General features: G+C 69.2%; 13 protein-coding genes, 2 tRNA genes and 2 pseudogenes. 6 read left to right on the forward strand and 11 right to left on the reverse strand.

Annotated features, from left to right (window positions below; genetic code table 11):
- Positions 1-20: 20 nt before the first annotated feature.
- The 5 genes from thrS to CWT12_RS06130 form a co-directional block, all read right to left on the reverse strand.
- Positions 21-2,063 carry a threonine--tRNA ligase gene (gene thrS / locus CWT12_RS06110; RefSeq protein WP_161924105.1) on the reverse strand — a complete coding sequence of 681 codons (2,043 nt, stop codon included), beginning with the start codon at positions 2,061-2,063 and terminating at the stop codon, positions 21-23.
- A 105-nt stretch (positions 2,064-2,168) separates the two neighbouring features.
- Entirely contained in the window at positions 2,169-3,209 is a 1,041-nt protein-coding gene (locus CWT12_RS06115) for a lipid II:glycine glycyltransferase FemX (protein ID WP_237564340.1), read from the reverse strand.
- 184 nt (positions 3,210-3,393) lie between these two features.
- The gene (locus CWT12_RS06120) at positions 3,394-4,659 is read right to left on the reverse strand and encodes a carboxylate--amine ligase (protein WP_202616286.1); all 1,266 of its coding nucleotides are present in this window, start codon (positions 4,657-4,659) and stop codon (positions 3,394-3,396) included.
- An 85-nt stretch (positions 4,660-4,744) separates the two neighbouring features.
- A tRNA-Val gene (locus CWT12_RS06125) sits at positions 4,745-4,816 on the reverse strand.
- 1 nt (position 4,817) lies between these two features.
- Positions 4,818-4,890: transfer RNA gene (locus CWT12_RS06130), tRNA-Gly, on the reverse strand.
- Between the two features lie 449 nt (positions 4,891-5,339).
- Between CWT12_RS06130 and glgX the strand changes: the two genes are divergently transcribed.
- On the forward strand, positions 5,340-7,733 hold the full coding sequence (gene glgX / locus CWT12_RS06135; RefSeq protein ID WP_161925334.1) for a glycogen debranching protein GlgX: 2,394 nt from the start codon (positions 5,340-5,342) through the stop codon (positions 7,731-7,733).
- The gene (gene treY / locus CWT12_RS06140; protein WP_161924106.1) at positions 7,730-10,261 is read left to right on the forward strand and encodes a malto-oligosyltrehalose synthase; all 2,532 of its coding nucleotides are present in this window, start codon (positions 7,730-7,732) and stop codon (positions 10,259-10,261) included. The genes glgX and treY overlap by 4 nt, the downstream gene beginning before the upstream one ends.
- Positions 10,262-10,347: 86 nt before the next feature.
- Here treY and CWT12_RS06145 read toward each other — a convergent pair whose 3' ends face one another.
- Positions 10,348-11,496 (reverse strand): lipid II:glycine glycyltransferase FemX, encoded by a 1,149-nt coding sequence (locus CWT12_RS06145; protein WP_161924107.1) that lies wholly within the window; start codon positions 11,494-11,496, stop codon positions 10,348-10,350.
- 229 nt (positions 11,497-11,725) lie between these two features.
- On the opposite strand from CWT12_RS06145, the gene CWT12_RS06150 reads away from it, so the two are divergent.
- Together CWT12_RS06150 and CWT12_RS06155 are read left to right on the forward strand one after the other, a co-directional pair.
- Positions 11,726-12,280, forward strand: a complete 555-nt coding sequence (locus CWT12_RS06150; protein ID WP_161925335.1) for a DUF3000 domain-containing protein — start codon at positions 11,726-11,728, stop codon at positions 12,278-12,280.
- A pseudogene (locus tag CWT12_RS06155) lies at positions 12,277-13,565 on the forward strand (HRDC domain-containing protein). Before CWT12_RS06150 ends, CWT12_RS06155 begins: the two are co-directional and overlap by 4 nt.
- Before the next feature lie 144 nt (positions 13,566-13,709).
- Here CWT12_RS06155 and pflA read toward each other — a convergent pair.
- From pflA to dxs, 4 genes and pseudogenes are all read right to left on the reverse strand, one after another.
- Positions 13,710-14,587: pseudogene (gene pflA, locus CWT12_RS06160) on the reverse strand (pyruvate formate-lyase-activating protein).
- Positions 14,588-14,610: 23 nt separating this feature from the next.
- Positions 14,611-14,856 carry an autonomous glycyl radical cofactor GrcA2 gene (grcA2, locus tag CWT12_RS06165; protein WP_136194409.1) on the reverse strand — a complete coding sequence of 82 codons (246 nt, stop codon included), beginning with the start codon at positions 14,854-14,856 and terminating at the stop codon, positions 14,611-14,613.
- A gap of 77 nt (positions 14,857-14,933) precedes the next feature.
- On the reverse strand, positions 14,934-17,054 hold the full coding sequence (locus CWT12_RS06170; protein WP_161924108.1) for a pyruvate formate lyase family protein: 2,121 nt from the start codon (positions 17,052-17,054) through the stop codon (positions 14,934-14,936).
- Positions 17,055-17,445: 391 nt separating this feature from the next.
- The gene (gene dxs / locus CWT12_RS06175) at positions 17,446-19,422 is read right to left on the reverse strand and encodes a 1-deoxy-D-xylulose-5-phosphate synthase (protein ID WP_161924109.1); all 1,977 of its coding nucleotides are present in this window, start codon (positions 19,420-19,422) and stop codon (positions 17,446-17,448) included.
- A 219-nt stretch (positions 19,423-19,641) separates the two neighbouring features.
- Between dxs and CWT12_RS06180 the strand changes: the two genes are divergently transcribed.
- Entirely contained in the window at positions 19,642-21,648 is a 2,007-nt protein-coding gene (locus CWT12_RS06180; RefSeq protein WP_161924110.1) for an alpha/beta hydrolase family protein, read from the forward strand.
- Between the two features lie 87 nt (positions 21,649-21,735).
- Here CWT12_RS06180 and CWT12_RS06185 read toward each other — a convergent pair whose 3' ends face one another.
- Complete coding sequence (locus CWT12_RS06185; RefSeq protein WP_161924111.1) at positions 21,736-22,215, reverse strand: hypothetical protein; 480 nt, start codon at positions 22,213-22,215, stop codon at positions 21,736-21,738.
- Between the two features lie 102 nt (positions 22,216-22,317).
- Between CWT12_RS06185 and CWT12_RS06190 the strand changes: the two genes are divergently transcribed.
- Positions 22,318-23,877, forward strand: coding sequence for a leucyl aminopeptidase (locus tag CWT12_RS06190; RefSeq protein ID WP_237564341.1), 1,560 nt, complete (start codon positions 22,318-22,320; stop codon positions 23,875-23,877).
- The last annotated feature ends 110 nt before the right edge of the window (positions 23,878-23,987 follow it).

Here is a 23,987-nt window from a genome sequence, read left to right on the forward strand (position 1 = left end):
CGGCGGTCTGGTCGGTAATGTCAGTCACGGGTGAGCTTCTCCCCCGCCGGGTCATTGATGCGCTCGGCGATCACGTGGGTGATGTGTGCCACGGCCTCGTCCACGGGCACGCCGTTGGTCTGCGAGCCGTCGCGGAAGCGGAAGGAGACCGCGCCGGCGTCGGCGTCCTCCCCGCCGGCGATCAGCGTGAAGGGGACCTTCTCCTTGGAGGCGTTGCGGATCTTCTTGCCGAAGCGGTCGTCAGAGTGGTCCACCTCCACGCGCACGCCCCGCGCGCGCAGCTTGGCGGCCACGTCGTCGACGTAGGCGTCGAAGGCCTCGGCCACGGGCACCAGCCGCACCTGCACGGGTGCGAGCCAGGCGGGGAAGGCGCCGGCGTAGTGCTCGGTGAGCACGCCGATGAAGCGCTCCACGCTGCCGAGCTTGGCGGCGTGGATCATGATGGGGCGCTTGCGCGTGCCATCGGCGGCCGTGTACTCCAGGTCGAAGCGCTCGGGCTGGTTGAAGTCGTACTGAATGGTGGACATCTGCCAGGTGCGGCCGATGGCGTCCTTGACCTGCACGGATACCTTCGGCCCGTAGAAGGCCGCGCCGCCCGGATCGGGTACCAGTTCCAGTCCGGTGGAGTCGCACACCTCCTGCAGGGTGCGGGTGGCGGCCTCCCAGTCCGCGTCCGAGCCGATGAACTTGTCCTTCTTCGCGCCGTCCTCATCGCGGGTGGACAGCTCCAGGTAGAAGTCGTCCAGTCCGAAGGCCTTGAGGATCGACAGGAAGAACTCGATCTGCCGCCGGATCTCCTCCCCCGCCTGCTCGGGAGTGCAGTAGGTGTGGGAGTCGTCCTGGGTGAAGCCCCGCATGCGGGTCAGCCCGTGTACCACGCCGCTCTTCTCGTACCGGTAGTCGCGGCCCATCTCGAAGAACTTCAATGGCAGCTCCCGGTAGGAGCGACCCCGGGAGCGGAAGATCAGGTTGTGCATGGGGCAGTTCATGGCCTTGAGGTAGTACTCCTGGCCGGCCTTGGTGAGGTTGCCCTGCGCGTCACGCTCCTCGTCGGCAAGCATGGGCGGGAACATGGTGTCCGCGTAGTAGGGCAGGTGCCCGGAGGTGTGGAACAGGCCGCCCTTGGAGATCTCCGGGGTGTGGACCAGGTCATAGCCGGCCTCGATGTGCCGGTCGATCACGTACTGCTCGATCTCGTGGCGCAGGATGCCGCCCTTGGGGTGGAAGACGACCAGGCCGGGGCCGATCTCCTCGGGGAAGGAGAACAGGTCCAGTTCGGCGCCGAGCCGCCGGTGGTCGCGGCGGGCGGCCTCGGCCATGCGGGTCTGGTAGGCCTTCAGGTCCTCCTTGCTGGCCCAGGCGGTGCCGTAGATGCGCTGCAGGGAGTCGCCGTTCTGGTCGCCCTTCCAGTAGGCCGCCGAGGAGCGGGTCAGGGCGAAGCCGTTGCCGATGAGCCTGGTGGAGGGCAGGTGGGGGCCGCGGCACAGGTCCTTCCAGGCGACGGTGCCGTCGCGGCGGACGTTGTCATACATGGTCAGTCCGCCCGCGCCGACCTCCACGGAGGCGGACTCGGCGCCGGCGCCCTTGGTGGTGATCAGCTCCAGCTTGTAGGGCTGGTCGGCCAGTTCGGCCTGCCCCTCCGCCTCGGTGATGTCGCGACGGCGGAAGGTCTGGCCCTCCTTGACGATGCGCTTCATGCGCTTCTCGATCTCGCGCAGCAGCTCCGGGGTGACGGCGTCGATGCCGCCGAAGTCGTAGTAGAAGCCGTCGGTGATGAAGGGGCCGATGCCGAGGTTCACGTCCGGGAAGAGCTCCTGGACGGCCTGGGCCATCACGTGGGTGGCCGAGTGCCGCAGGATGTTCAGCCCGTCCTCGCTGTCCAGCGTAATGGGCTCAACGACGGCGTCAGCAGGCAGGACGCGGTCCAGGTCCCAGGGCTCGCCGTCCACCTTCATGGCCACCACGTCGCGGGCGCCCGCGAACAGTGCGGTACCCGTAGTGCCCGTCTCAATAGTGCGCGGTGCGCCGTCCAGGCTGATGGTGAGTGTGGGCTGGGGTGACACGGATGCTCCTTTTGATCAACTGATCAGCTCGGTGCGAGCTGTACTGGTGCTCGCACGCAGGGGATCATACCGAGTACCCAGCGTACCCAGCGGGACCGGCCCGCCTCAGCGGCCGAGTCTGGCACGCACCGCGTGACGCGCGCGACGCGCCTGCACCAGGGCCCGGTACTGCAGCGGGCGCACGGCCACGTCCCAGGCGCCGTCGACCTCGGTGGGGTGCCGCGCGAAGCGCCGCTTGTAACGGCCCACGCTGTACAGCTCCGGCACGCGCGTGGACTCCGCCCCCATCAAGTCCAGTCCCCACATGCCCTCCTCGGCCAGCGTGCAAGCCACGGCCCAGTCCAGCGCCTCGGCACCGCGGAAGGTGCGTGACTCGTTGGAGGAGGCGCCGTAGTAGGCGGCCGCGTGCTTGCCGGAGACCGTCACCAGGTCCCAGCAATGCGGCACGCCGTCGCGCCGCAGCACAAACAGGCGGGCGTGCTCCGGCCCGAGGCTGGTGAGCATGTCCCAGTAGACGCGGGCGGGGTGGGGACGGAAGCCGTCACGCTTCGCGGTCGCTACCAGCACCTGGTACACGGCATCAAATTCCTCGCGGCCCAGTCCGGTCTCCTCCGCAATCGTGCAGCCGGCCTCCCGCGCCACGCGCTCGGCGCGGCGCACCCCGCGGCGCCCGTCCTTCGGCATGGCTGCGCGAATCTGCTCGGGCGTGCCCGGGCGCAGGTCAATCACGTAGGTGCGGTCGTAGGTGATGGAGCCCATGAGCGGGAGCGTGTCCGACGCTTGGAAACGTGCATGCATGCGAATGAACACGATGCGCCGGTCACGGCGCCGCACCTCGGCAACCAGCAGCCGACGCAGCTCGGCCTCGCGGGCGGGCGTCTGCTCCCCCAGCCACACCGGCCCGTGCTTGGCCCACAGAAAGAACCAGCGTGACACCGAGTACCGGTACAGCGCGATCACCGCGACGTACTTGCCGTCAACCGTATAGGCGTACCGGCCGAACAGCTGCCGGCCCTGGCTGCGTTCGAATGCCTCCCACGGCTCGGTCTGCTCCAGGGGCGCGGCCGTGCCCCCGATCGCGAGCCGCATCTGACGGGCATCAAGGGAAACGAGGCTGCCGGGGGCAGGCGGCGTCGCTGTGGGCATGAGGAGGCACTCCTGTGAGAAAACTGTGTTTATCCCACGATAGGCGCCTGTGCCCGCAAAACGCCCTCATACCACAGGATGATCCCGGACCCTGATTTCTCCTCCGGGAGATCCCTCGCCCCCATCCCTGAGGACGGAGGCGCCCAGAGTCCTGAAGCAAACCGCCGTACTGGACGGCCGTGCGTCAGTACTCGTCTGCCGGGCGCCGGCGCCGCAGCAGCGGCTTGGGGTGGTAGCGGTGGAACTTGCGGTCGTGGTTGAGCTTCTGCGCGGCAACCAGCAGGCGCCTGCGCGGCGAGCGCTCGGCAGGATCCAGCAGCGGGTCCACGGCGCGTGGCACCAGCCGCAGCACCCGCCTGCGCAGGGCCGGATCGTCAAGCTGGTGCAGCACGAGGTGATGCGGCAGCAAGCTGTAAAGAACCTCTCCGCGCGCTTCGCGACGAGGACCCGGTCGGCCGTCAACCAGGTCGGAGATCATGGGCGCCATCGGATTGACGCCCGCAGCACTCATGTAGAAGGAGTTTCTCCCGATACGCGGGTTGACCTCGAAGAAGACGGCCCGCCCGTCACGCGGATCGATCTTGATGTCAAAGTTGGCGAAGCCGCGGTACCCCACGGAGGCGAGCAGGCGCTCCGCCCCTTCCCACAGCTGCGGGTAGGGCTCGGTGATCATCGCCACCGGGTTTCCGATGAGGGTGGGCGCGTGATCCTCGAGCAGCACGCGGGCCGAGCCGATGACCGTCGTCTCCCCGGTTGAGGCGATGTAGGCGGTTACGGACCGCATGGCGTCGTCCTGACCGGGGATGCGCTCCTGAATCAGGAAGGTGGAGTCAAAACCGGCCCGGCGCAGGTCCTCCCACAGGGCGTGCAGCTGCTCCGGGGTGTCGAGGAAGTAGATCTTCCGCTTGCCGTCGAAGTCCAGGTTGTCCCAGTCCGAGCCGATGGCGGCCTTGCCCACCAGTGGGAAGGGGATGTCGATCTCCGGATCGCCTCCGGCCAAGTCCTGCCCGGTAATCTCAACCTGCCGGGGGGTGTGCAGCCCCAAGTCCGCGCAGGCCCGCGCAAAGGCGACCTTGTTACTCAACTCGTCCATGGCCTGAACCGAGGGGAAGGGCACCACGTACTGCGGCTCGAGTTCCTCCCGGTGCGCGGACAGGTCGCGCGCTACCGAGTCGCGGTTCGCCATGACGACGGCGCTGCGCTCCGCGCGGCCGTCCACCAGTTCACGCAGGCAGCCGATCATGGCGGCCGTGTCCGTTGACACCTGTGGCACCACGTCGATATAGGCCGACAGCCCGATGGCCTCGATCGGGTGCGCCGACAGCAGCTTGACCCGCTGGCCGGTGGCGTCATGCAGCTGCCGCGCCAGGGCGTAGGCGCCGATGTCACCGCCGATTACCACGGGAAGCAAATCCGGCCGGGCGGGGAGCAGGCGCTGCGAGCGGGGCAAGTTGGACCTCCTGGAGGTTGGCCCGAGCTGCCGGGCCGCAGTTAGAAATGAAGACCTCGGACGGCGCGGTCCGAGGTCTTGCCAGTGGGCGATACTGGGATCGAACCAGTGACCTCTTCCGTGTCAGGGAAGCGCGCTCCCGCTGCGCCAATCGCCCGAGCGGATGACGGGACTCGAACCCGCGACCCTCACCTTGGCAAGGTGATGCTCTACCAACTGAGCCACATCCGCGTGCTGCACTCCGTGGGGAGGCACGCGAGAAAACTAGCAGAGCGCTCCGGACGCTGACAAATCCTCTCGCCACCGCACGGCGATGAGCTCGCTCACGGCACCCCTCCCAGGGCCTGAGTAGTGCGCGCGCACGCATCGCCCAGCACGCTCCTGCGAGCGCAGCTCCGAATCCAAGTCGTGCGCACGGTTCCCGTACTAGGACGCCAATCCGTGGCACAGTTGAGCCCATGCACAGTCCCGAGACAACCTCCGCCGACTTGCCGGAGCGTTCCACGCAACCCGATGAGCGGCGCACCGACGGGCCACAGGAACAGCCGGCGCCAGCGCCCGCCGCCCGATTTGCGACGGCGCCACGAACGGAGCCACGCAGGCAGGCACCGCCGGAGGAACCGCCCGGGGATCCGGTGGAGGCTCTACCTAAGGAACTGCCGGAGGAGCCGGCGGAGGCTCTGCCCGAGGAGCCGCCTGCGGAGCAGGCCCTGCCCGAGCGGGCGGTCTGGCCGGGACGCCCCTACCCGCTGGGTGCCAACTACGACGGCTCGGGCACCAACTTTGCCCTGTACTCCTCCGCGGCGCAGGCCGTGGAGCTGTGCCTGTTCGACGACGCCGGCCGCGAGACCCGCATCCCCCTGACCGAGGAGGACGCGGACGTGTGGCACGCCTACTTGCCCTCCGTGCAACCCGGGCAGCACTACGGGTACCGGGTGCACGGCCCCTATGACCCGGCGCACGGGCACCGCTGCGACCCCTCCAAGCTCCTTCTGGACCCCTATGCGAAGGCGATCTCCGGCGAGGTCACGGGTTCGCAGGCGCTTTACTCATACGACTTCAACGATCACTCCGCGCGCAATGAGGAAGACTCCGCGCCTGTAACCATGCGTTCGGTGGTGGTGTCCCCCTACTTCGACTGGGGGCACGACCGCCCGCCCGGCCACCAGTACCACAACACGATTATCTACGAGGCCCATGTCAAGGGCATGACCAAGCTCAATGAGCGCATTCCGGAGCACTTGCGCGGCACATACGCCGGCCTGGCCGAGCCGGCGGTAATCGAGCACCTCAAGAACCTGGGCGTCACGGCGATCGAGCTGATGCCCGTGCACCAGTTCGTCAACGACACCTTCCTGCAGGACAAGGGACTGTCCAACTACTGGGGCTACAACACCATCGGCTACTTCGCACCGCACAATGCCTACGCCGCTCACGGCTCCGACGGCCAGCAGGTGCAGGAGTTCAAGACGATGGTAAAGGCCTTCCACGAGGCCGATATCGAAGTGCTCCTGGACGTGGTCTACAACCACACCGCCGAGGGCAACCACATGGGCCCCACGCTGTCCTTCCGGGGTATCGACAACGCCGCCTACTACCGGCTGGTGGACGGCGACCAGGCGCACTACTTCGACACCACGGGCACCGGCAACTCCCTGCTCATGCGCTCCCCCGCCGTGCTGCAGCTGATTATGGACTCACTGCGCTACTGGGTAACCGAGATGCATGTGGACGGCTTCCGGTTTGACCTGGCCTCGACCCTGGCCCGGCAGTTCCACGAGGTGGACAAGCTCTCGGCCTTCTTCGACATCATCCACCAGGACCCGATCCTGTCTCAGGTGAAGCTGATTGCGGAGCCGTGGGACGTCGGCGAGGGCGGTTACAACGTCGGGGAGTTCCCCGCTTTGTGGAGTGAGTGGAACGGCAAGTACCGGGACACGGTACGCGACTTCTGGCGGGGGGAGCCCTCCACCCTGGGGGAGTTCGCCGCCAGAATCACAGGCTCCTCGGACCTGTATGAACGTTCCGGCCGGACTCCCGTATCCAGTATCAACTTCGTCACTGCCCACGATGGCTTCACCCTGCACGACCTGGTGTCCTACAACCAGAAGCACAATGAGGCCAACGGTGAGGGCGGCGCCGACGGCGCATCTGATAACCGCTCCTGGAACTGCGGCGCGGAGGGCCCCACCGACGATCCGGAGGTGCTGGCGCTGCGGGGACGGCAGGTGCGCAATTTCATCGCCACAATGATGTTCAGCCAGGGCGTGCCCATGCTCTGCCACGGCGATGAGATGGGCCGTACCCAGGGCGGGAACAACAACGGCTACTGCCAGGACAATGAGATCACCTGGGTCAACTGGGACCTGACCGAGGAGCAGGAGGACCTGCTTGAGTTCACTCGTAGCATGATCCGCCTGCGCCGCGAGCATCCGGTGCTGCGGCGGCGCCGATTCTTCACCGGCGAGGCCGGCCATGGAGGGGAGTCGGAGCTCGGTGAGATCGAGTGGCTCAGCCCCTCGGGCGCGCGCATGACCGACGAGGACTGGGATACCTGGTACGCCCGGGCGATCACCGTCTTCCTCAACGGCGACGCCATCCACGAGCCCGACGAGCGCGGGCAGCGTATTCGCGACGACTCCTTCCTGGCACTGTTCAACGCCTCTGCGGAGGACATCGTGTTCACCCTGCCCGGAGCTGACCACTCCCCCCGCTGGCGCACGGTGCTAGACACCGCCCCGAGCACGGCTCCCCGCCCCGAGCAGGTGGCGACGGGCTCCGGCGAGGAGTGGCGGGCCGAGCAGGAGGTGACAGTGGAGGCGCACTCCATGCTGTTCCTCATTTCGGTGCCTGAGCCCGAGCCGGTCCCCGCCCCGGACCGGCGCCAGCGCGAGCGGACGCTGCCCGACGCCGCGGCCAAGCCGAGTGACACGCCCGACGCCGCTCCAGAGCCAACCGGTGAGGGCACGCGGGGCTTGGCAGACGCCGAGGAGTCCGACCAGCAGCCGCAGGCGCCCGCACCGCCGCGTGCTCCGCACGCCCACCCAGCACCGTCTGAAGGAGAACCCGAATGACCGCGCCCGGCTCCAACCCGCACCTGCCCGCACCCGAACGGCGCACGCCGGTGACGACTTACCGGCTGCAGCTGGGTGAGTCTCTTACATTCGCGGACGCCCGCGCCCTGCTGCCGTACCTGCGTCAGCTCGGGGTGACCGACCTGTACCTCTCCCCCGTGCTGGCCGCCAGCCCGGGATCCACCCACGGCTACGACGTCGTCGACCACACCCATATCAGCGCCGTGATGGGAGGGCGTGAGGGCCTGGAGGAGCTGGCCCGGGAGGCTCACGCTGCAGGTATGGGCATCGTCATCGACATCGTCCCCAACCACATGTCGGTGCCGACTCCGGCCTGGCACAACCCGCCCCTGTGGTCGGTGCTGCGAGACGGCACCGACTCCCCCTACGCGGCCTGGTTCGACGCGCCTGCCGGCGACAAGCTGCTGATGCCCGTGCTCGGCCAGCGCATCGGGCAGGTCCTTGCCGACGGCGAGCTGACCGTCGAGCGCCTGGCCGTTCCCACCGAGCCGGAGCGGGGCGAGCAGTGGGTGCTGCGCTACTACGACCAGGTCTTCCCGCTGGCCCCGGGCACGCATGACTTGCCGCTGCCGGAGCTGCTTGGCCGTCAGCACTACCGGCTCGCCTACTGGCGGGTGGGCGATGAAGAGCTCAATTACCGCCGCTTCTTCGACATCGTCACCCTGGCGGCGGTGCGGGTGGAGGATCCGGAGGTATTCGCCGGCTCCCACGCCCTGATCCTTGACCTGCTGCAGAACGGCACCATCGACGCGCTGCGGGTGGACCACCCCGACGGCCTGGCAGACCCCGAGGGCTACCTGGAGCGGTTGTCGCGGGCCACCGCCGGCGCCTGGATCGCCGCGGAGAAGATCCTCGCCCCAGACGAGTTCCTGCCGCAGTCCTGGCGGACCGCGGGCACCACCGGCTACGACGCCGCCTGGCGTATCGACCAGATGCAGGTCGATCCCGCCGGAGTCCGCACCCTCGGCGCCCTCATGCGGGAGCTGACCGGGAACGTGCCGCTCGACTACGCCCGTGTCTCCGGTGACGCCAAGCGGGAGATCATCGCCGGCTCCCTGGCCTCGGAAGTGAACCGGCTCGTGGACCTGCTGCACGCGTTCACCTCCCGGGACCTGTACCTGTCCGACCACACCTTCCGCGATCTGCGCGCCTGCGTGGTGGAGCTCCTGGTGGCCGCGGACCGCTACCGGGCCTACGTGCTTCCGGGACGGCAGGCCGACCCGGAGCAGGCCGCGGTGCTGCGGGAGACCGCCGAGCGGGCACGCGCAACCCTGGACACCGACCAGTACCCCACGCTCGACCTGGTGGTGGCGATCCTGCTGGGCGAGCAGGTCGGCGCCGGCGAGCCCTCGGACACGCCCGAGCGGGCGGAGATCATCACCCGCTTCCAACAGGTGTGCGGCGCGGTAACCGCCAAGGGGGTCGAGGACACCACCTTTTACCGGTGGACGCACCTGACCAGCCTGACCGAGGTGGGCGGTGACCCGGCAGGCTTCGCGCTGCCCGCCGATGAGGCGCATGCGTGGGCCCAGCGCGTCCAGCATGACTGGCCCGCCACCATGGTCACCTCCACCACCCACGACACCAAGCGGAGCGAGGACGTGCGCGCCCGTATCGACGTGCTCGCCTCTTACAGCAGCGAGTGGGTGGAGCTTGTCCACCGGCTGCGTGACCTGACCGCGGGCATACGCCCCGCCGACATGGACGGCGTCACCGAGAACCTGCTGTGGCAGACACTCTGGGGTACCTGGGCCCCCGGATCGGCCGACCCGATGACCGGTGAGCGCCTAGGCGCATACCTGATCAAGGCCGCGCGCGAGCAGAAGTCTTGGACCACCTGGACGGCGCCGGACACCGTGCGCGAGGATCAGCTGGCGCACTACGCGGCCGCCCTACTGGCCCGCGCAGACGTGGCGGAGGAGCTCAATGAGTTCGCCGCGCTGACCGCCCGCGCCGTACGCGACACGATCCTGGCGAACAAGGCGATGACACTGACGTGGCTGGGAGTGGCCGACGTCTACCAGGGCAGTGAGGTCACCCGCACATCCTTGGTGGATCCCGATAACCGCCGCCCGGTCGCCTACGCGGGCGCGGCCGGCTTGCAGACCGCGCTGGAGCGTGTCTCACAAGCTCCGACAGATGCGGCGATGTCACTGGATGACGCCAAGCTGCGGCTGACTTCCCAACTGTGCCGCCTACGCGCGGATAGGCCCGACACCTTCGTCGGGAGCCGCTCCGGCTACCGGGCACTGCCTACTACCACGGCCTGCGCCTTCGCCTACGCCCGCCTGCTGGACGAGGAGGCTGACGTCGTAGTGGTGGTGCGGCGCCTAGGCCGTCGCCTGGAGCGGCTGGGCGGCTGGGGCAACCACACAATCGTGCTGCCTCAGGGCAAGTGGACCGACGTGCTCACCGGGGCCGAGGTTACCGGGGGCACCAGGCTGCTGGGTGAGGTGGTCGGGGACGAGCCGGTGGCAGTCCTCGCCCGCCCACGCGCCGACGCATAAGCATCCAGTCGGCGCTGTGCCCGGGGATACAGCCCGGGCACAGCGCCGGGCCGAGGACCGGCGACCGCCTTCTACCGGCGCGCTGGCTACTGACGCGCGGAGGCCTCGGCCTCGGGATCGCCATCCGCATGGTCGTCCCGCTCCGAGCGCAGGGACCCCAGCCGCTCACGCAGGGAGGCGACGCCCGTCTCCGCGCGGTGCTTGAGCTCCAGTGCACGCACCAGGCCGACGTAGACGCGCGGCCGCACCGGCACGTCCCAGGGGCCGGGGATGGCGACGGTGCCCTCGGCGGTGAACTTGCCCTTGAAGGAACCGACGCCGTTGAGCTCGGGGGTGCGCTCGGACCCGGCGCCCATCAGGTCCCAGGTGCGCACGCCACGCTCGCGCAGCCAGCACCCCTCCTTGTAGAGCAGCGCATCAGCGGCACGGCCTCGACGCCCCTCCGCGGTTGAAGCCGCATAGTAGCGTCCGGCGCCGTCGCCCCACACCGTGTCGATACTCCAGGCCAGCGCCTGGCCGCCATTGCGGCGGGCCACGTAAAGCCGGCAGTGGTCCGGGCCGAGCGTGCGCAGCATGGTGCGGTAGGTCTCCTCGGGCGCCGCGTGGAACCCGTCCCTGTCCCCCGTCTCCAGGAGGATCTGGTAGAGCTCCGCGAATACCTCCTCGGCGCGGTCGGTCTCATCGTGATAGGTCAGCTCCGTGTTGCGCAGTGCCTTGCGCACGTCGCGACGTCCCCGCGGCTTGAAGGAGGCCAGGAAGGCGTCGTCGTCGGGGCGGTCAAGATCAAGGATCACGGTGTGGTCGTAGGCCATCGTCTGCAGCAGCTCGTGCAGGCCGGGCGCCGGATGGGTGCAGTGCAGGCGTACGAATACGACCGCGGGATCGTGAAAGCGAACCCCCTCGGTCAGCAGTTCACGCAGCTCTGTCTCCTCGGCGGCGCTGGGCTCCTGGCCGAGCCATACCGGAGCGTGCCTGGCCCACAGGTAGGGGAAGCCACGCACATTCATCCGGGTCAGCGAGATCAGGGCCCGCGGCTGGCCGGCGGCCGTCTCATAGACCAGCCGCCCCCACGGTTCACGCCCGTCCATCGCGGCGTCGAATGCGTCCCATGCAGCTGTCTGCTCAATGGGCAGCGTGGTGCCGGCCTCCTCGGCGATGCGGCGGAATGTCTCCCAGTCGATGCGCCGCATGGAGCCGCGGGATGCGAGCGGGGTGGCGTTCTCGGGCAAGGTCATGGAGTGCGTTCCTGTCCTGTTTGCTTGGCTAGTAGTGGCGCCGCCGCGAGCTGTGCCCGCCGGCCGGTCTCACGATAGACCAGTAGCACAGGCTGCGGGACCGTTGCGGTCGTGAAACGTGTCGGCCGACCGGCGCGGCGTGGCAACACTAGGCATGCAGCAGCGCCGGTAGCCTGAAGCAGTGGCAGACATTCACCGCGTGCAGGCACATGACGCCGCCGCTTCCACGATGCCGGAGCGCTTCCGCTCCGCGCTGGAGTCACTGCGGGAGACGCCCCGGCCACGCGGGCTGGTCCTAGAAGAAGTTCCCGCGCCCGCACGATTGGCCCCCTATGCCGCCGCGCTCACCGCACAGACGGTGCAGACCGCAGCGGGTACGCCGGCCGCCTCCGGGCGCTTCGTGGTGCTGCATGATCCCGGTACGCAGGCGGCCTGGGACGGCGATTTCCGCCTGGTGGTGATGGTGAGCTCACGCATCGACGACGAGATCGGCACCGACCCGCTGCTCGGTGCGGCAGCCTGGTCCTGGCTGACCGACGCACTGGATCACGCCGGCGCGGGCAGACGGGCACTGGTGGGCACGGTCACACGGGTGCTTTCGGACACATTCGGCGGGTTGGAGCTGACGGACGCGAGTGCGCAGGTCGAGATCAGAGCCTCCTGGACGCCGTCCACCCCTGATCTGTCCGCGCACCTGCTCGCCTGGTACGAGTTGATTCACTTAAGCGCCGGGCACGAGCCGGAGACGGCGGTGCCACTGAGCCTCGCGGGAGCCTCGAGGTGACGGGACGAGCGCAACCGCGGCCCGCCGTCGTCCCGGGCACGACGGATGCCCCGGTACCGCCAGAGGCCGTGATCGCCTACCCGCGGCCCGCGGAGGGACTGCCCCCGATTACGGACACCCCCGATGCGCTCGCTCGCGCAGCCGCCGCCCTGGCTGCCGGAACCGGGCCAATAGCCGTCGACGCCGAGCGCGCCTCCGGATTCCGTTACGGGCAGGATGCCTATCTGGTGCAGCTGCGCCGCGAGGGCACTGGAACCGTGCTGGTGGATCCGCTGGGTGCGGGCGACCTCTCCGCCCTGGCCGAGGCGCTGGACGGTCCGGAATGGGTGCTGCATGCCGCCGACCAAGACCTCCCCTGCCTGACCGCACTGGGACTACATGCGCGTTCCCTGTTTGACACCGAGCTGGCCGCGCGCATGCTAGGCCGCCAGCACGTGGGCCTGGGGGCCGTGCTCGAGGAGACGCTGGGACTGCGACTGGCCAAGGATCACGCCGCGGCCGACTGGTCGACTCGGCCGCTCCCGGAGTCGTGGCTGGTCTACGCCGCACTCGACGTCGAACTGCTCCTGCCGCTGCGTGATGCGCTCGCGCACGAGCTTGATGCGGCGGGCAAGGCGCAGTGGGCCGCGCAGGAGTTCGAGCATGAACGCACCCACCCGCTGCGCCCGGCCCGGACCGATCCTTGGCGGCGCACCCCCAGGTCCGGACGCGCGGTTCGCAGTCCGCGCTCGCTGGCGGTACTGCGCGAATTGTGGACGGCACGCGAGGAGCTCGCCCGGGAGCTGGACGTGACCCCTTCCAAGGTGCTCCCGCACCGCGCCCTGGTGGCGGCTGCCGTGGCCCAGCCCTCGTCTCGCCGCCGCCTGGCCTCGCTGCGGGAGTTCTCCTCCCGATCGGTACGCGACCACCAGGAGCTTTGGTGGAGTGCGGTGGAGCGCGCAATGGCGCTACCCGAGGATGAGCTTCCCCCTTGCACACGCCGCTCGCGCCCGGAGAGCTGCCCCAGCCGCGCTCCTGGGGTCGGCACCATCCGGAGTCCGCCGAGGCGTTGGAGCTGGTACGCAGTGCCGTGCGCACCCGCGCCGAGCAGTTGCGCCTGCCACACGAGCTCCTGCTGGGCACCGACGTGCAGCGGCGCCTGGCGTGGGAGCTCGGCGAGGCGCGCGCCGCCGGGGAGCAGGCAGACGCCTCGCCGGCCGCGATCTCCACCCGGCTGCAAGTGCTGGGGGCACGTCCCTGGCAGGTGGACCAGGCCGCGGCCCCGCTGGCCGCAGCACTGTCATAGCTCTGTCATAACGGCTCGGGCAGGCTCAGCCGCTTGCGCGCCTGCGCCCCTCACCAGCCCGCCGGGTGGAGCGGCCGCACCGGGGCGGGCGGCTCTGGTCACCCCTGGGGCACAGCACCGCCCGCACGGTGCGGAAGTACGTGCTCAGTGCACGGTGAAGCCGTGCGCCCGGAAGATCTCGCGAGTGGACTCCACCTGCGCCGGCTCCGGCGGGCGGGTGTCACGCAGCTTGTACTCCAGCTTCAGGGCGTCCCACTTGTCAGTACCCATCTGGTGGAAGGGCAGCACCTCCACGCGGGAGACTACCGGCCGCCAGCGCTCCACAATGCGGGCGACGTTCTCCACGTTCTGCGGGTCGTCGGTCAGCCCCGGAACCAGCACGAAGCGCACCCAGGTCTCGACGCCCTTGGCGGCCAGCCGGTCACCGAAGTCGATGGTCGGGGCGAGTTCGCGGCCGGTGACCTTCTTGTAGGTGTCCTCGTCCCCGCTTTTCACGTCCAGTAGGACCAGGTCGATGTTGTCCAGCATCTCGTCAGAGGCGTGCTGGCCGAGGTAACCGGAGGTGTCGATGCAGGTGTGGATACCCATGGCCTTCGCGCCGGCGAGGATGCGTCCGGCGAAGGCCGGCTGCATGAGCACTTCCCCGCCGGAGAGGGTGATGCCGCCACCGGTTGCCTTGAAGACGTTCCGGTAGCGCCGGATGCGCCGCAGGATCTCCTCCACGTCCACAGGCTCTCCGTCACGCATCAGGAACGTGTCCGGGTTGTGGCAGTACAGGCAGCGCAGGGGCATCCGTTGAGGAAGATGGTCATCCGGGTGCCCGGCCCGTCGACGGCGGTGACCAGCTCCCAGGAGTGAAGTGACCCCAGGGTGCCATCACGCATGCGCGCGAGCCGCTCCGACCTTTCCAGGTCGCTGAGCTCCTCGAGCGCGCCGATCCCAGCCCCACGCAGACGGGCGGCCGGGGCCAGGAAGTCCTGGTCCCGGCCGCCCGTCCGCTTCGGGGTGATGGTCTCAGTCATCTGAGTCCCTCACCGGTGGCGGTTCAGGCGCCGGCGTGGAAGGTGCGGTTGAGCACGTCAAGCTGCTGCTCCCGCGTCAGCTTGACGAAGTTGACAGCGTAGCCGGAGACACGAACCGTCAGGTTGGGGTAGTTCTCCGGGTGCTCCATGGCGTCCTCGAGGGTGGAGCGGTCCAGCACGTTGATGTTCGCGTGGTACAGCCCCTTGACGCCGCCGTTGTCGTCGCGCTGAGCCTTCATGGACTCCAGGCGCTCTTCGTACGTGGCCATAGCAGGCCCCTTTCTGAGTGAGGTGAGGTGTTTGTATTCGAATGGTCTGGTGCCTCGCGACCACCTGGGCGGCGGAATCAGACCTCGGCGCCCTCGTCGGGAACGAAGCCGGCGTCGAGGATGCCCACCAGGTTGGCCACGCGCTCGTCGAGCGTGCGGCCCAGGCCCTGGGGCGTGATCGTGTTGGTCAGGGAGATGCCGTCAAGGGCGTCGTTGTAGTCCAGCTTGCCGACGCTGAGCATGGAGGCCACCATGCCGTGGGTGTCCATGCCGTTCTCCGGGTTGGCGCCCGGGGAGAAGGGCGTGCCCTTCTTGTGGCCGGAGGGGAAGGAACCGGTCGCCTTGCCGTAGACGACGTTCGAGGTGATGGTAAGCACGGACTGGGTCGGGATCGCGTCCCGGTAGAAGGGCTGCTCCTTGATCTTGGACATGATGGTGTGTACCACGGTGGCCGCGATCTCGTCCGCGCGGTCGTCGTCGTTGCCGTAGATCGGGAAATCGCCCTCGGTGACGTAGTCAACCACCAGACCGGTTTCGTCGCGTACCGGGGTGACCTTGGCGTACTTGATGGCGCTCAGGGAGTCCGCGACGATGGACAGTCCCGCGATGCCGCAGCCCATGGTGCGCACAATCTCGGAGTCGTGCAGCGCCATCTCGATGGACTCGTAGGCGTAGCGGTCGTGGCAGTAGTGGATGATGTTCAGCGCCTCGACGTAGGTGCCGACCACCCAGTCGAGCATCTTCTCGTACTTGTCCCAGACCTCGTCGAAGTCCAGCGGGGCGTCGCCCTCAACACCGGGCAGGCCGGTGACGACCTGCTTGCCGGTCATCTCGTCACGGCCACCGTTGATGGCATACAGCAGCGCCTTGGCGGCGTTGACGCGAGCGCCGAAGAACTGCATCTGCTTGCCCACCCGCATCGGGGACACGCAGCAGGCGATGGCGGCGTCGTCGCCCCAGTGCTCGCGGATCTGCTCGTCGGCCTCGTACTGGATGGCGGAGGTCGTGATGGAGATCAGCGCACAGAAGTCCTTGTACCCCTGGGGCAGGTCCTCGTTCCAGAAGATGGTGATGTTCGGCTCGGGGGCGGGACCGAGGTTACGCAGGGTCTGCAGCAGCCGGAAGGAGGTCTTGGTGACCAGCGGGCGGCCGTCCTCACCGAAGCCGGCGTCCGACCAGGTGGCCCAGTAGGGGTCGCCGGAGAAGATCTGGTCGTAGTCGGTGGTGCGCAGGAAGCGGGTGATGCGCAGCTTCATGACCATGTTGTCGATGAGCTCCTGGGCGCGGGACTCGTCGATCACGCCGTTCTTCAGGTCGCGCTCGAAGTAGATGTCCAGGAAGGCCGACAGGCGGCCGATGCTCATCGCCGCGCCGTCCTGGGACTTCACCGAGGCCAGGTAGGCGAAGTAGGTCCACTGGACGGCCTCGTGTGCGTCCTTGGCGGGGCCGGAGATGTCAAAGCCGTAGGAGGCGGCCATGTTCTTGAGCTTCTTCAGGGCCTTGATCTGCTCGGAGTGCTCCTCGCGGTAACGCGCCCAGTGCTCTGAGAAGGGCTTGTCCGCCACGGCGTCCTTGGCCTTCTGCTTGAGCTCGATGAGGCGGTCGACGCCGTACAGCGCCACCCTGCGGTAGTCGCCGATGATGCGGCCGCGGCCGTAGGCGTCGGGCAGGCCGGTGATGATGTGGCTGGAGCGTGCGGCCCGGATACGTGGGGTGTAGATGTCGAAGACGGCGTCATTGTGCGTCTTGCGGTAGCGGGTGAAGATCTTCTTGACCTCGGGGTCGACCTCCTTGCCGGCCTCCTTGATCGCCTGCTCGACCATGCGCCAGCCGCCGTTGGGCATCATGGCGCGCTTGAGCGGGGAGTCGGTCTGCAGGCCGACGATGACGTCGTCGTCCTCACTGATGTATCCGGCAGGGAACGCGTCGATGTCCGACGGGGTGTGGGTGTCGACGTCGAGGATGCGCACCTTGCGCTCCTCGGACAGGTAGTTCTTCTCCAGGGTGTCCCACAGGCGCAGGGTCTTGTCCGTGGCGCCGGCGAGGAACGATGCGTCGCCCGTGTAGGGCGTGTAGTTGCGCTGGATGAAGTCGCGAACGTCGATGTCCTCGGCCCACGGTCCCGTGGCGAAGCCCTCCCACGCGTCGCGGCTGGTGGTCTCCTCCGCCGTAGCGGATGCTGTGACCTCGGTGGTCATCCGTGCCCTCCTATAGGGTGGGTGGCCCGGGCCACCCGATTGCTTGCGCCCTTGTGAGGCGCGGCGGTACATCGTTGCGCCGTCGACACCAGCCTAGGCCAGACGTCCCGGCTTGTGTTAGGTCGCCCCAATGCGGCCCGGTGGGATCACTCACAGGCAAACACCAGCGACCACCGAGTTAGGACTTAAGTCCCCGACTTCGTTGCGGGGTGTGCGTGCCCGCACCTCTTCAGGCCTCCGCCACGCCTAGCGGGGCGCGGCGGAGTCGGCGTGACTGCGCGGGGCATCAGGCTTGTGCGACGGGCACAGCGCCAGATCGCGGCGCCAGGCCAAGACCGGGCTCACAGCCGCGCGCGACCAATTCAAGTCCGGCAGGCGTGGGACTGGCGTCCTAGGCGCGGAGCAGCTTCCGCGCGGCGGCGCAGATACCAACCGGGTCCATGCCGAACTCGGCAAGCAGCTCGCCGCGCTCCGCCGTCGGCAGGAAGCGCCGCGGCACCCCGAGCCGGGCCACCCGCGGCACGCGCCCGGCGCCCTCGGCGAGCGCCGCATCCTCAACTGCGTCCCGCAGCTGTGAGCCCACGCCTCCCTCAACCAGGCCGTCCTCCACCACGAGCGTGCCGCCCGCGGCGCGTGCCAGCGCCACCAGCGCAGCCGGCACCGGCACGGGCCACCGCGGACACACCACGCGCACGGCCAGCCCCTCTGCGGCCAGGCTCCGCCCGGCGTCAAGCACGCTGCCCGCCATGGCCCCGACTCCGACCAGCAGCACCGGCCGCTCCCCCGCCGTGTCGAGCAGGACGTCCACGGCGCCGAAGGGCCCGTCGTCCTCCCCCACGGTGCGCACGGCCGGCAGCGGAGCGGGCAATGAGCCCTTCGGATAGCGCACCACCGTGGGGGCGTCGTCCACCCCGACCGCGTCGCGCACGGCCTGCCGCAGCGTGTCCTCGTCACGTGGGGCCGCCAGGTGCAGCCCCGGCACATGCGCCAGCAGCGCCATATCCCACATGCCATTGTGACTGGCCCCGTCAGTGCCGGTGATACCGGCCCGATCCAGCAGTACCGTTACGCCGGCCCGGTGCAGTCCCACGTCCAAGAGCACCTGGTCGAAGGCCCGGTTCAGGAAGGTCGCGTACAGCGCTACCACCGGGTGCATGCCCGCGAAGGCCATGCCGGCGGCGCTGGTTAGTGCATGCTGCTCGGCGATACCGACGTCGATGACGCGCTCCGGCAGCGCGTCCGCCATTGGCTGCAGGCCCACCGGCTGCTGCATGGCCGCGGTGATCCCCACGATCCGCTTGTCGGCGCGCGCCAGCTGCAGCAGCTCCTGGGCTACGACGGCGGTCCACCCGAACCTGGAGAGAACCACCGGCAGCCCCGTCTCCGGGTGAATGCGCCCGACTGCGTGGAACCGGTCTGCCGCGTCCTCCTCCGCAGGGGTGTAGCCGCGACCCTTCTGGGTAATCACATGCACGATCACCGGCTCCGCGTACTCGCGGGCGCGGGTGAAGGCGAACTCCAGGGCGGTCTCGTCATGCCCGTCGACCGGGCCGGTGTACTTGATGCCCAGGTCCTCGAAGAACGCCGAGGGCACCAGGATGTCCTTCAGGCCGCGCTTGAGCCCGTGCAGCGCCTCGAAGGCGGCCCGCCCCGGCGCGCCCTGGGACAGCAGGGTGTGCTTCACCCCGGCGAGCATGCGCTCGTAGCCGGGGTTGGTGCGCAGGGCGTCGAGGTGGTGGGCGAGCCCGCCGATCGTCGGGGCATAGGACCGGCCATTGTCGTTGACCACGATCACCAGGTGCTTGTCCGCGGAGTCGGCGATGTTGTTCAGCGCCTCCCAGGCCATACCGCCCGTCAGTGCACCATCGCCGATAACCGCCACGATGTGCCGCTTATCGCGGCCCTGGAGGCGATTGGCGCGGGCGATGCCGTCCGCCCAGGACAGGGCGGTGGAGGCGTGCGAGTTCTCCACGACATCATGGATGGACTCGCCCCGGGAGGGGTACCCGGAAACGCCGCCGCGCTCACGCAGGCGGCTGAAGTCCTGGCGACCGGTGAGCAGCTTGTGCACGTAGGCCTGGTGGCCCGTGTCAAAGACGATGGTGTCGCGTGGGGAGCGGAATACGCGGTGCAGCGCGAGGGTCAGCTCGACGACCCCGAGGTTCGGCCCCAGGTGGCCGCCGGTGCGCGCCACCGTGGCCACGAGGTAGCGGCGGATCTCCTCGGCCAGCTCCTCCATCTGCTCGCTGTTCAGGCGCCGCAGGTCACCGGGCCGTCGAATACCGGACAGCAGGGGCGTCGCGGGGAGGCTCACCAGCTGTTGTGCGCCGCGCTCCTGCGCACCGGACGTGGCAGTGTCTTCACTCATCGACGCAGCTCCTCCTGGTGGTGAACTCCGGTCTGACACGGCGTCCGGGCGCGCCGTCGGCAATGCCTCTCAGCATATGCACATCCGCCCGGCCCCGGCGCCACGACCCGCAAGGACTCGCCCGCAGGGCCCGCGGACCACGTAATGTTGGCTCCTGACCGTATCTCCCGCCCGCAGCCCGGGCGGGTGGCGGCAGCCGCACCGCCCTCAGGAGGAACGATGAGCACGACAGCGCCTTACGGGACCTGGCCCTCGCCGATCACCCCCGGCACCATCACCACCCGCACCCTATCCCTGTCACAGGTGCGTGTGGACGGCGGGGACACCTACTGGGTGGAGCAGCGCGCCTCACAGGCCGGGCGCCAGGTACTGCTGCGTCGTGACGGAGACGGGCAGATCGGCGAGGTGCTGCCACTGACCCCGTCCGACGAGCTGGTGGACGCCCGCACGCGGGTACACGAGTACGGTGGCCGTGCCTACGCCGTAGACTCCGGCATCATCGTCGTCTCCCACGCCGGTGACGGGCGGCTGTATCGCTATGACGTCGCCCACCGCCTGCGCGGCCTGGTGCCGCTGACCATCTACGGCGACGTCCGCCACGGCGACCTGGAGATCGACACGGCGCGCGGCCTGGTCTACGCCGTACGCGAGGACCACCGGGGCGAGGGGGAGCCGGTCAACTCACTGGTGGCGATCCCCCTGGACGGCTCGGGAGCGCGCGACGACTCAGCCGTGACCACGGTGGTCTCAGGCACGGACTTCGTGGTTTCCCCAACCCTGTCTCCCGACGGCGAGCACCTGGCCTGGATCACCTGGAACCACCCCGGCATGCCGTGGGACAACGCCACGCTGCACGTCGGCGACTTGCGCCCCGACGGCACCATCGGCTCCCAGGCCGTAGTGGACGGCGGCACCGGCTACTCGGTGTCCGAGCCGCGCTGGACCGAGGAGTGCGAGCTCGTGCACGTTTCCAATGCATCGGGCTTCTGGAACCTGTACCGCACCGAGGGCTTCCCGCGTCGCGGCACCAACCGCGAGGGCTGGACCGAGTCCTTGCGCACCCGCCCCCTGCACCCGGTCGACGCGACCTTCACGTCTCCGGCCTGGGTCCTGGGCCCGCACCACTTCGACGTGCTTGACGGCGAGCACCTGATCGCCTCGTGGGCGCGCGACGGCGTGTGGCACCTGGGCACCGTCAAGCTCTCGAACGGTGAGCTGGAGGAGTGGAACGTCGGCTGGCAGCCACTGGGGAACGTCGCCTCCTCCGCCGGGCGCGTGGTCATGCTCGCGGGCAGTGAGACCGAGCTGCCCAGCATCGTCGAGGTGCGCGGCCAGGAAGTCGAGATACTGCGCGGCTCGGGTGACTTCAACGCCTATGACGCCGGTATCTCCTTCGCCGAGCCCGTGTCCTGGCCCACCACCGACGGCGCTACCGCGCACGGCTTCTTCTACCCGCCGGCATCGGCCGCCTACGTGGGCCCTGAGGATGAGCTACCGCCCCTGATCGTGGGCGTACACGGCGGCCCCACGGCGATGGACCGGGCCGGCTACGACCTGCGCATCCAGTTCTGGACCAGCCGCGGCTTCGCCTACCTCGCCGTGAACTACCGGGGCTCAACCGGCTACGGCTCGGACTACCGCCGCCTGCTGAACGGCAAGTGGGGGGTCTACGACGTCGATGACGTCGTCTCCGGAGCGGAGTTCCTGGCCGCCTCCGGCAAGATCGACCCTGCCCGTATCGCGGTGCGCGGCGCTTCCGCCGGCGGGTTCACGGCGCTAGCGGCGCTGGTCCGCTCCGAGGTGTTCAGTGCCGGCACCTCCCTGTACGGCGTCGCCGACCTCGCGCAGCTGGCCCGTACGACCCACAAGTTCGAGTCGCACTACATCCAGCGCCTGGTGGGCGCCGAGGACCTGCATGATCCGGTTTACGCCGAGCGCTCGCCGCTCAGCCACACCGACGCCATTCACGCCCCGCTCCTGCTTCTGCAGGGCAGCGCGGATCCGATCATCCCGGCGGAGCAGGCCACCAGCATGTACGAGGCTGTGAAGGCCAAGGGCCTGCCGGTGGCACTGGATGTGTTCCCGGGCGAGGGTCACGGCTTCAACCTGGCCGCGAATGCGCACCGGGCGCTTCAGGACGAGCTGAGCTTCTACGCCCAGGTGTGGGGACTGGACTCGCCGGCCACCGAGCGCCTGGCCATCAGCGTCGACAACCTCAAGCACTGACGCCGCCCGGGCGGCTACAGGGGAAGCCGCCCGGGACGCCGGCGGCCCGGGCGGCAGCGCAGCCGGGCCGCCGGTTCGTTGATCCGTCTAGGAGCGATCGCGGTGAACGCTGTTTTGAATGGTGTCGGAGATATCCGTGATGCGCTCGGCGTTGGTCACGATACGGCGCGGGTCGGCCAGCCAGAGCTGTAACCCGCCCACCAGCGGCAACAGCACCGGCAGGTACCACAGCGCCGTACCCCATTGCGACCAGACGGTGCCAGCGAAGCCGGCGAGGTTCACCACCAGCAGCCCCAGCGCCTCCAGCAGCAGGCAGGCCCAGCCCACGCGGCGCATGCGGCGACCGTTGTGGGCCACGGCCACTGACAGGAGCAGGTAGCCCATGCCGGCGAGCACACTGAGCGCGGCGGGCAGTCGACTGCCCGCACCCGCCCGGGCAAGCGTGATGAACGCGGGAACCAGGATCACCAGACCGAATACCGCGAAGACACCGACGAGTGCGCGCCCCCAACCATGCGCAGGACGGCGCGTATCATTCAGAGCCCGCGGCTGGGAAGACTCATCCATGCAGTAACTAACCTCGTGTTGAACTGCGGGCCCGTGACTCGGACCGAGGAAACCGGACGACGCCCTGGCGGTGGTCCGGCCCTGTGACGTTACCATTCCCGCATGACTGAGATTATGACTTCCAGCCTGCTGCCCACTGCGGCGGGCGGCGACGTCCTGGTCCTGGCCGCCCGCGCTGACGCCGACGCCCCGGTGCTGCTCACCGCGGGCACCGGTGCGGAGCAGACACCACAGTTGCGTGGACTGCCGGAATTACTAGGGCCCCTGGGCTTCACCGCCGCCATCGACACGGTTGTCCGGATACCCGCGGCGGCGCTGGACGGCGACCGGAGCGACCTCGCCCCGACTCTGCTGGTAGTCGGCACCGGTGATGCATCCGACAGTGCCGCGTTGCGCCGGGCCGCGGGGCGCGCCGCGCGCGAGCTGGCCGGCACGGGACATGCCGTCTTCGCCCTGCCCGCGGATACCGCTGAGCGGCTGGCCGCCGTCGCCGAGGGCGCCTTGGAGGGGGCTTACGCGTGGTCGCGCCGTGTTCCGGCTTCAACCGCTCCCCTGGCCCGCGTCACGGTGTTGACGCCACTGGCTCCCGCCCCGCGCTCACTGCTGCGGCGCAGCCCGGAGGACTCCTCCGCACCGGTGCTCAACCGGGCACGCATCCTGGCCGAGGCCGTTGCAGAAGCCCGGGACCTGGTCAACGATCCGCCCGCCCGGCTCACCCCGGCCGCCTTTGCCGATCATGCCCGCCGGGCCGCCGATGCGGTCGGCGGGCGTCAGGGCCGACTGGACCTTGAGGTCTACGACGACAAGCGGCTGCTGAAGGAGGGATTCGGCGGCATCTCCGGGGTGGGGCAGGGATCCGTGCACCCGCCCCGGCTGGTCCGCCTGGAGTGGAGCCCTCGGCCGCGTCGCGGCAAGGTGGCGCACGTGGCCGTGGTTGGTAAGGGCATCACGTTCGACTCCGGTGGTCTCTCGCTCAAGCCCCCGGCGTCGATGCCCGGCATGAAGTCGGACATGGCCGGCGCGGCCGCGGTGCTGTCCGCCACCTTGGCAGCAGCCCGCCTGGCCCTGCCGGTGAGGGTGACCGCCTGGCTCGCCCTGGCGGAGAATCTCCCCGGTGGCTCCGCGCAGCGGCCCAGTGATGTGGTGACCATGTTCGACGGCAGCACGGTGGAGGTGACCAACACCGACGCGGAGGGGCGGCTGGTAATGGCAGATGCCCTGGCGGCGGCGGTCGCACAGGGGCCCGACGTCGTACTGGACGTCGCCACGCTCACGGGCGCCCAGATCGTGGCGCTCGGAGACCGAACCGCCGCCGTGATGGGCGACGCGCGGGAGGATGTCATCGCCGCCGCCACGCGTGCCGGCGAGGACTTCTGGCCCATGCCACTGCCGGAGTACCTGCGGGCCGGCCTGGACTCGCCCTTCGCCGATCTGCGCAACGCGGTGATGGGCAGCAGGGCCGCCGGCATGCTCGTAGCGGGCCTGTTCCTGCGCGAGTTCGTGGGCGACACTCCGTGGGCGCACCTGGACATCGCCGGTCCCGCCTACAACGAGAAGGCCGCCTGGGGACTGACTCCGCAGGGCGGGACGGGCTTTGGCGTAGCCACGCTACTGGCCTTCCTGGAGGACCGCGCCGCTCAGCCGGGTACCGCCGAGCGCTGAGCCCGCAAACACGCCCTCGGCGGGTATGTGATGCGTCTGGCGATGACGTAGGCTGTCTGGGACTCTGGTCCCCGGTTGCGACACGGCGCCCGCCGCCGGCCGCCTGTGCC

It is taken from the genome of Actinomyces sp. 432 (genome assembly GCF_009930875.1).
Classification (GTDB): domain Bacteria; phylum Actinomycetota; class Actinomycetes; order Actinomycetales; family Actinomycetaceae; genus Actinomyces.

What these genes read in the sequence shown, in the direction of transcription:
- CWT12_RS06115 (WP_237564340.1), bottom strand. Translation starts at nt 3,209, where the DNA reads ATGCCCACAGCGACGCCGCCTGCCCCCGGCAGCCTCGTTTCCCTTGAT.
- treY (WP_161924106.1), top strand. Translation starts at nt 7,730, where the DNA reads ATGACCGCGCCCGGCTCCAACCCGCACCTGCCCGCACCCGAACGGCGC.
- CWT12_RS06145 (WP_161924107.1), bottom strand. Translation starts at nt 11,496, where the DNA reads ATGACCTTGCCCGAGAACGCCACCCCGCTCGCATCCCGCGGCTCCATG.
- CWT12_RS06150 (WP_161925335.1), top strand. Translation starts at nt 11,726, where the DNA reads ATGCCGGAGCGCTTCCGCTCCGCGCTGGAGTCACTGCGGGAGACGCCC.
- grcA2 (WP_136194409.1), bottom strand. Translation starts at nt 14,856, where the DNA reads ATGGCCACGTACGAAGAGCGCCTGGAGTCCATGAAGGCTCAGCGCGAC.
- CWT12_RS06170 (WP_161924108.1), bottom strand. Translation starts at nt 17,054, where the DNA reads ATGACCACCGAGGTCACAGCATCCGCTACGGCGGAGGAGACCACCAGC.
- dxs (WP_161924109.1), bottom strand. Translation starts at nt 19,422, where the DNA reads ATGAGTGAAGACACTGCCACGTCCGGTGCGCAGGAGCGCGGCGCACAA.
- CWT12_RS06180 (WP_161924110.1), top strand. Translation starts at nt 19,642, where the DNA reads ATGAGCACGACAGCGCCTTACGGGACCTGGCCCTCGCCGATCACCCCC.
- CWT12_RS06185 (WP_161924111.1), bottom strand. Translation starts at nt 22,215, where the DNA reads ATGGATGAGTCTTCCCAGCCGCGGGCTCTGAATGATACGCGCCGTCCT.
- CWT12_RS06190 (WP_237564341.1), top strand. Translation starts at nt 22,318, where the DNA reads ATGACTGAGATTATGACTTCCAGCCTGCTGCCCACTGCGGCGGGCGGC.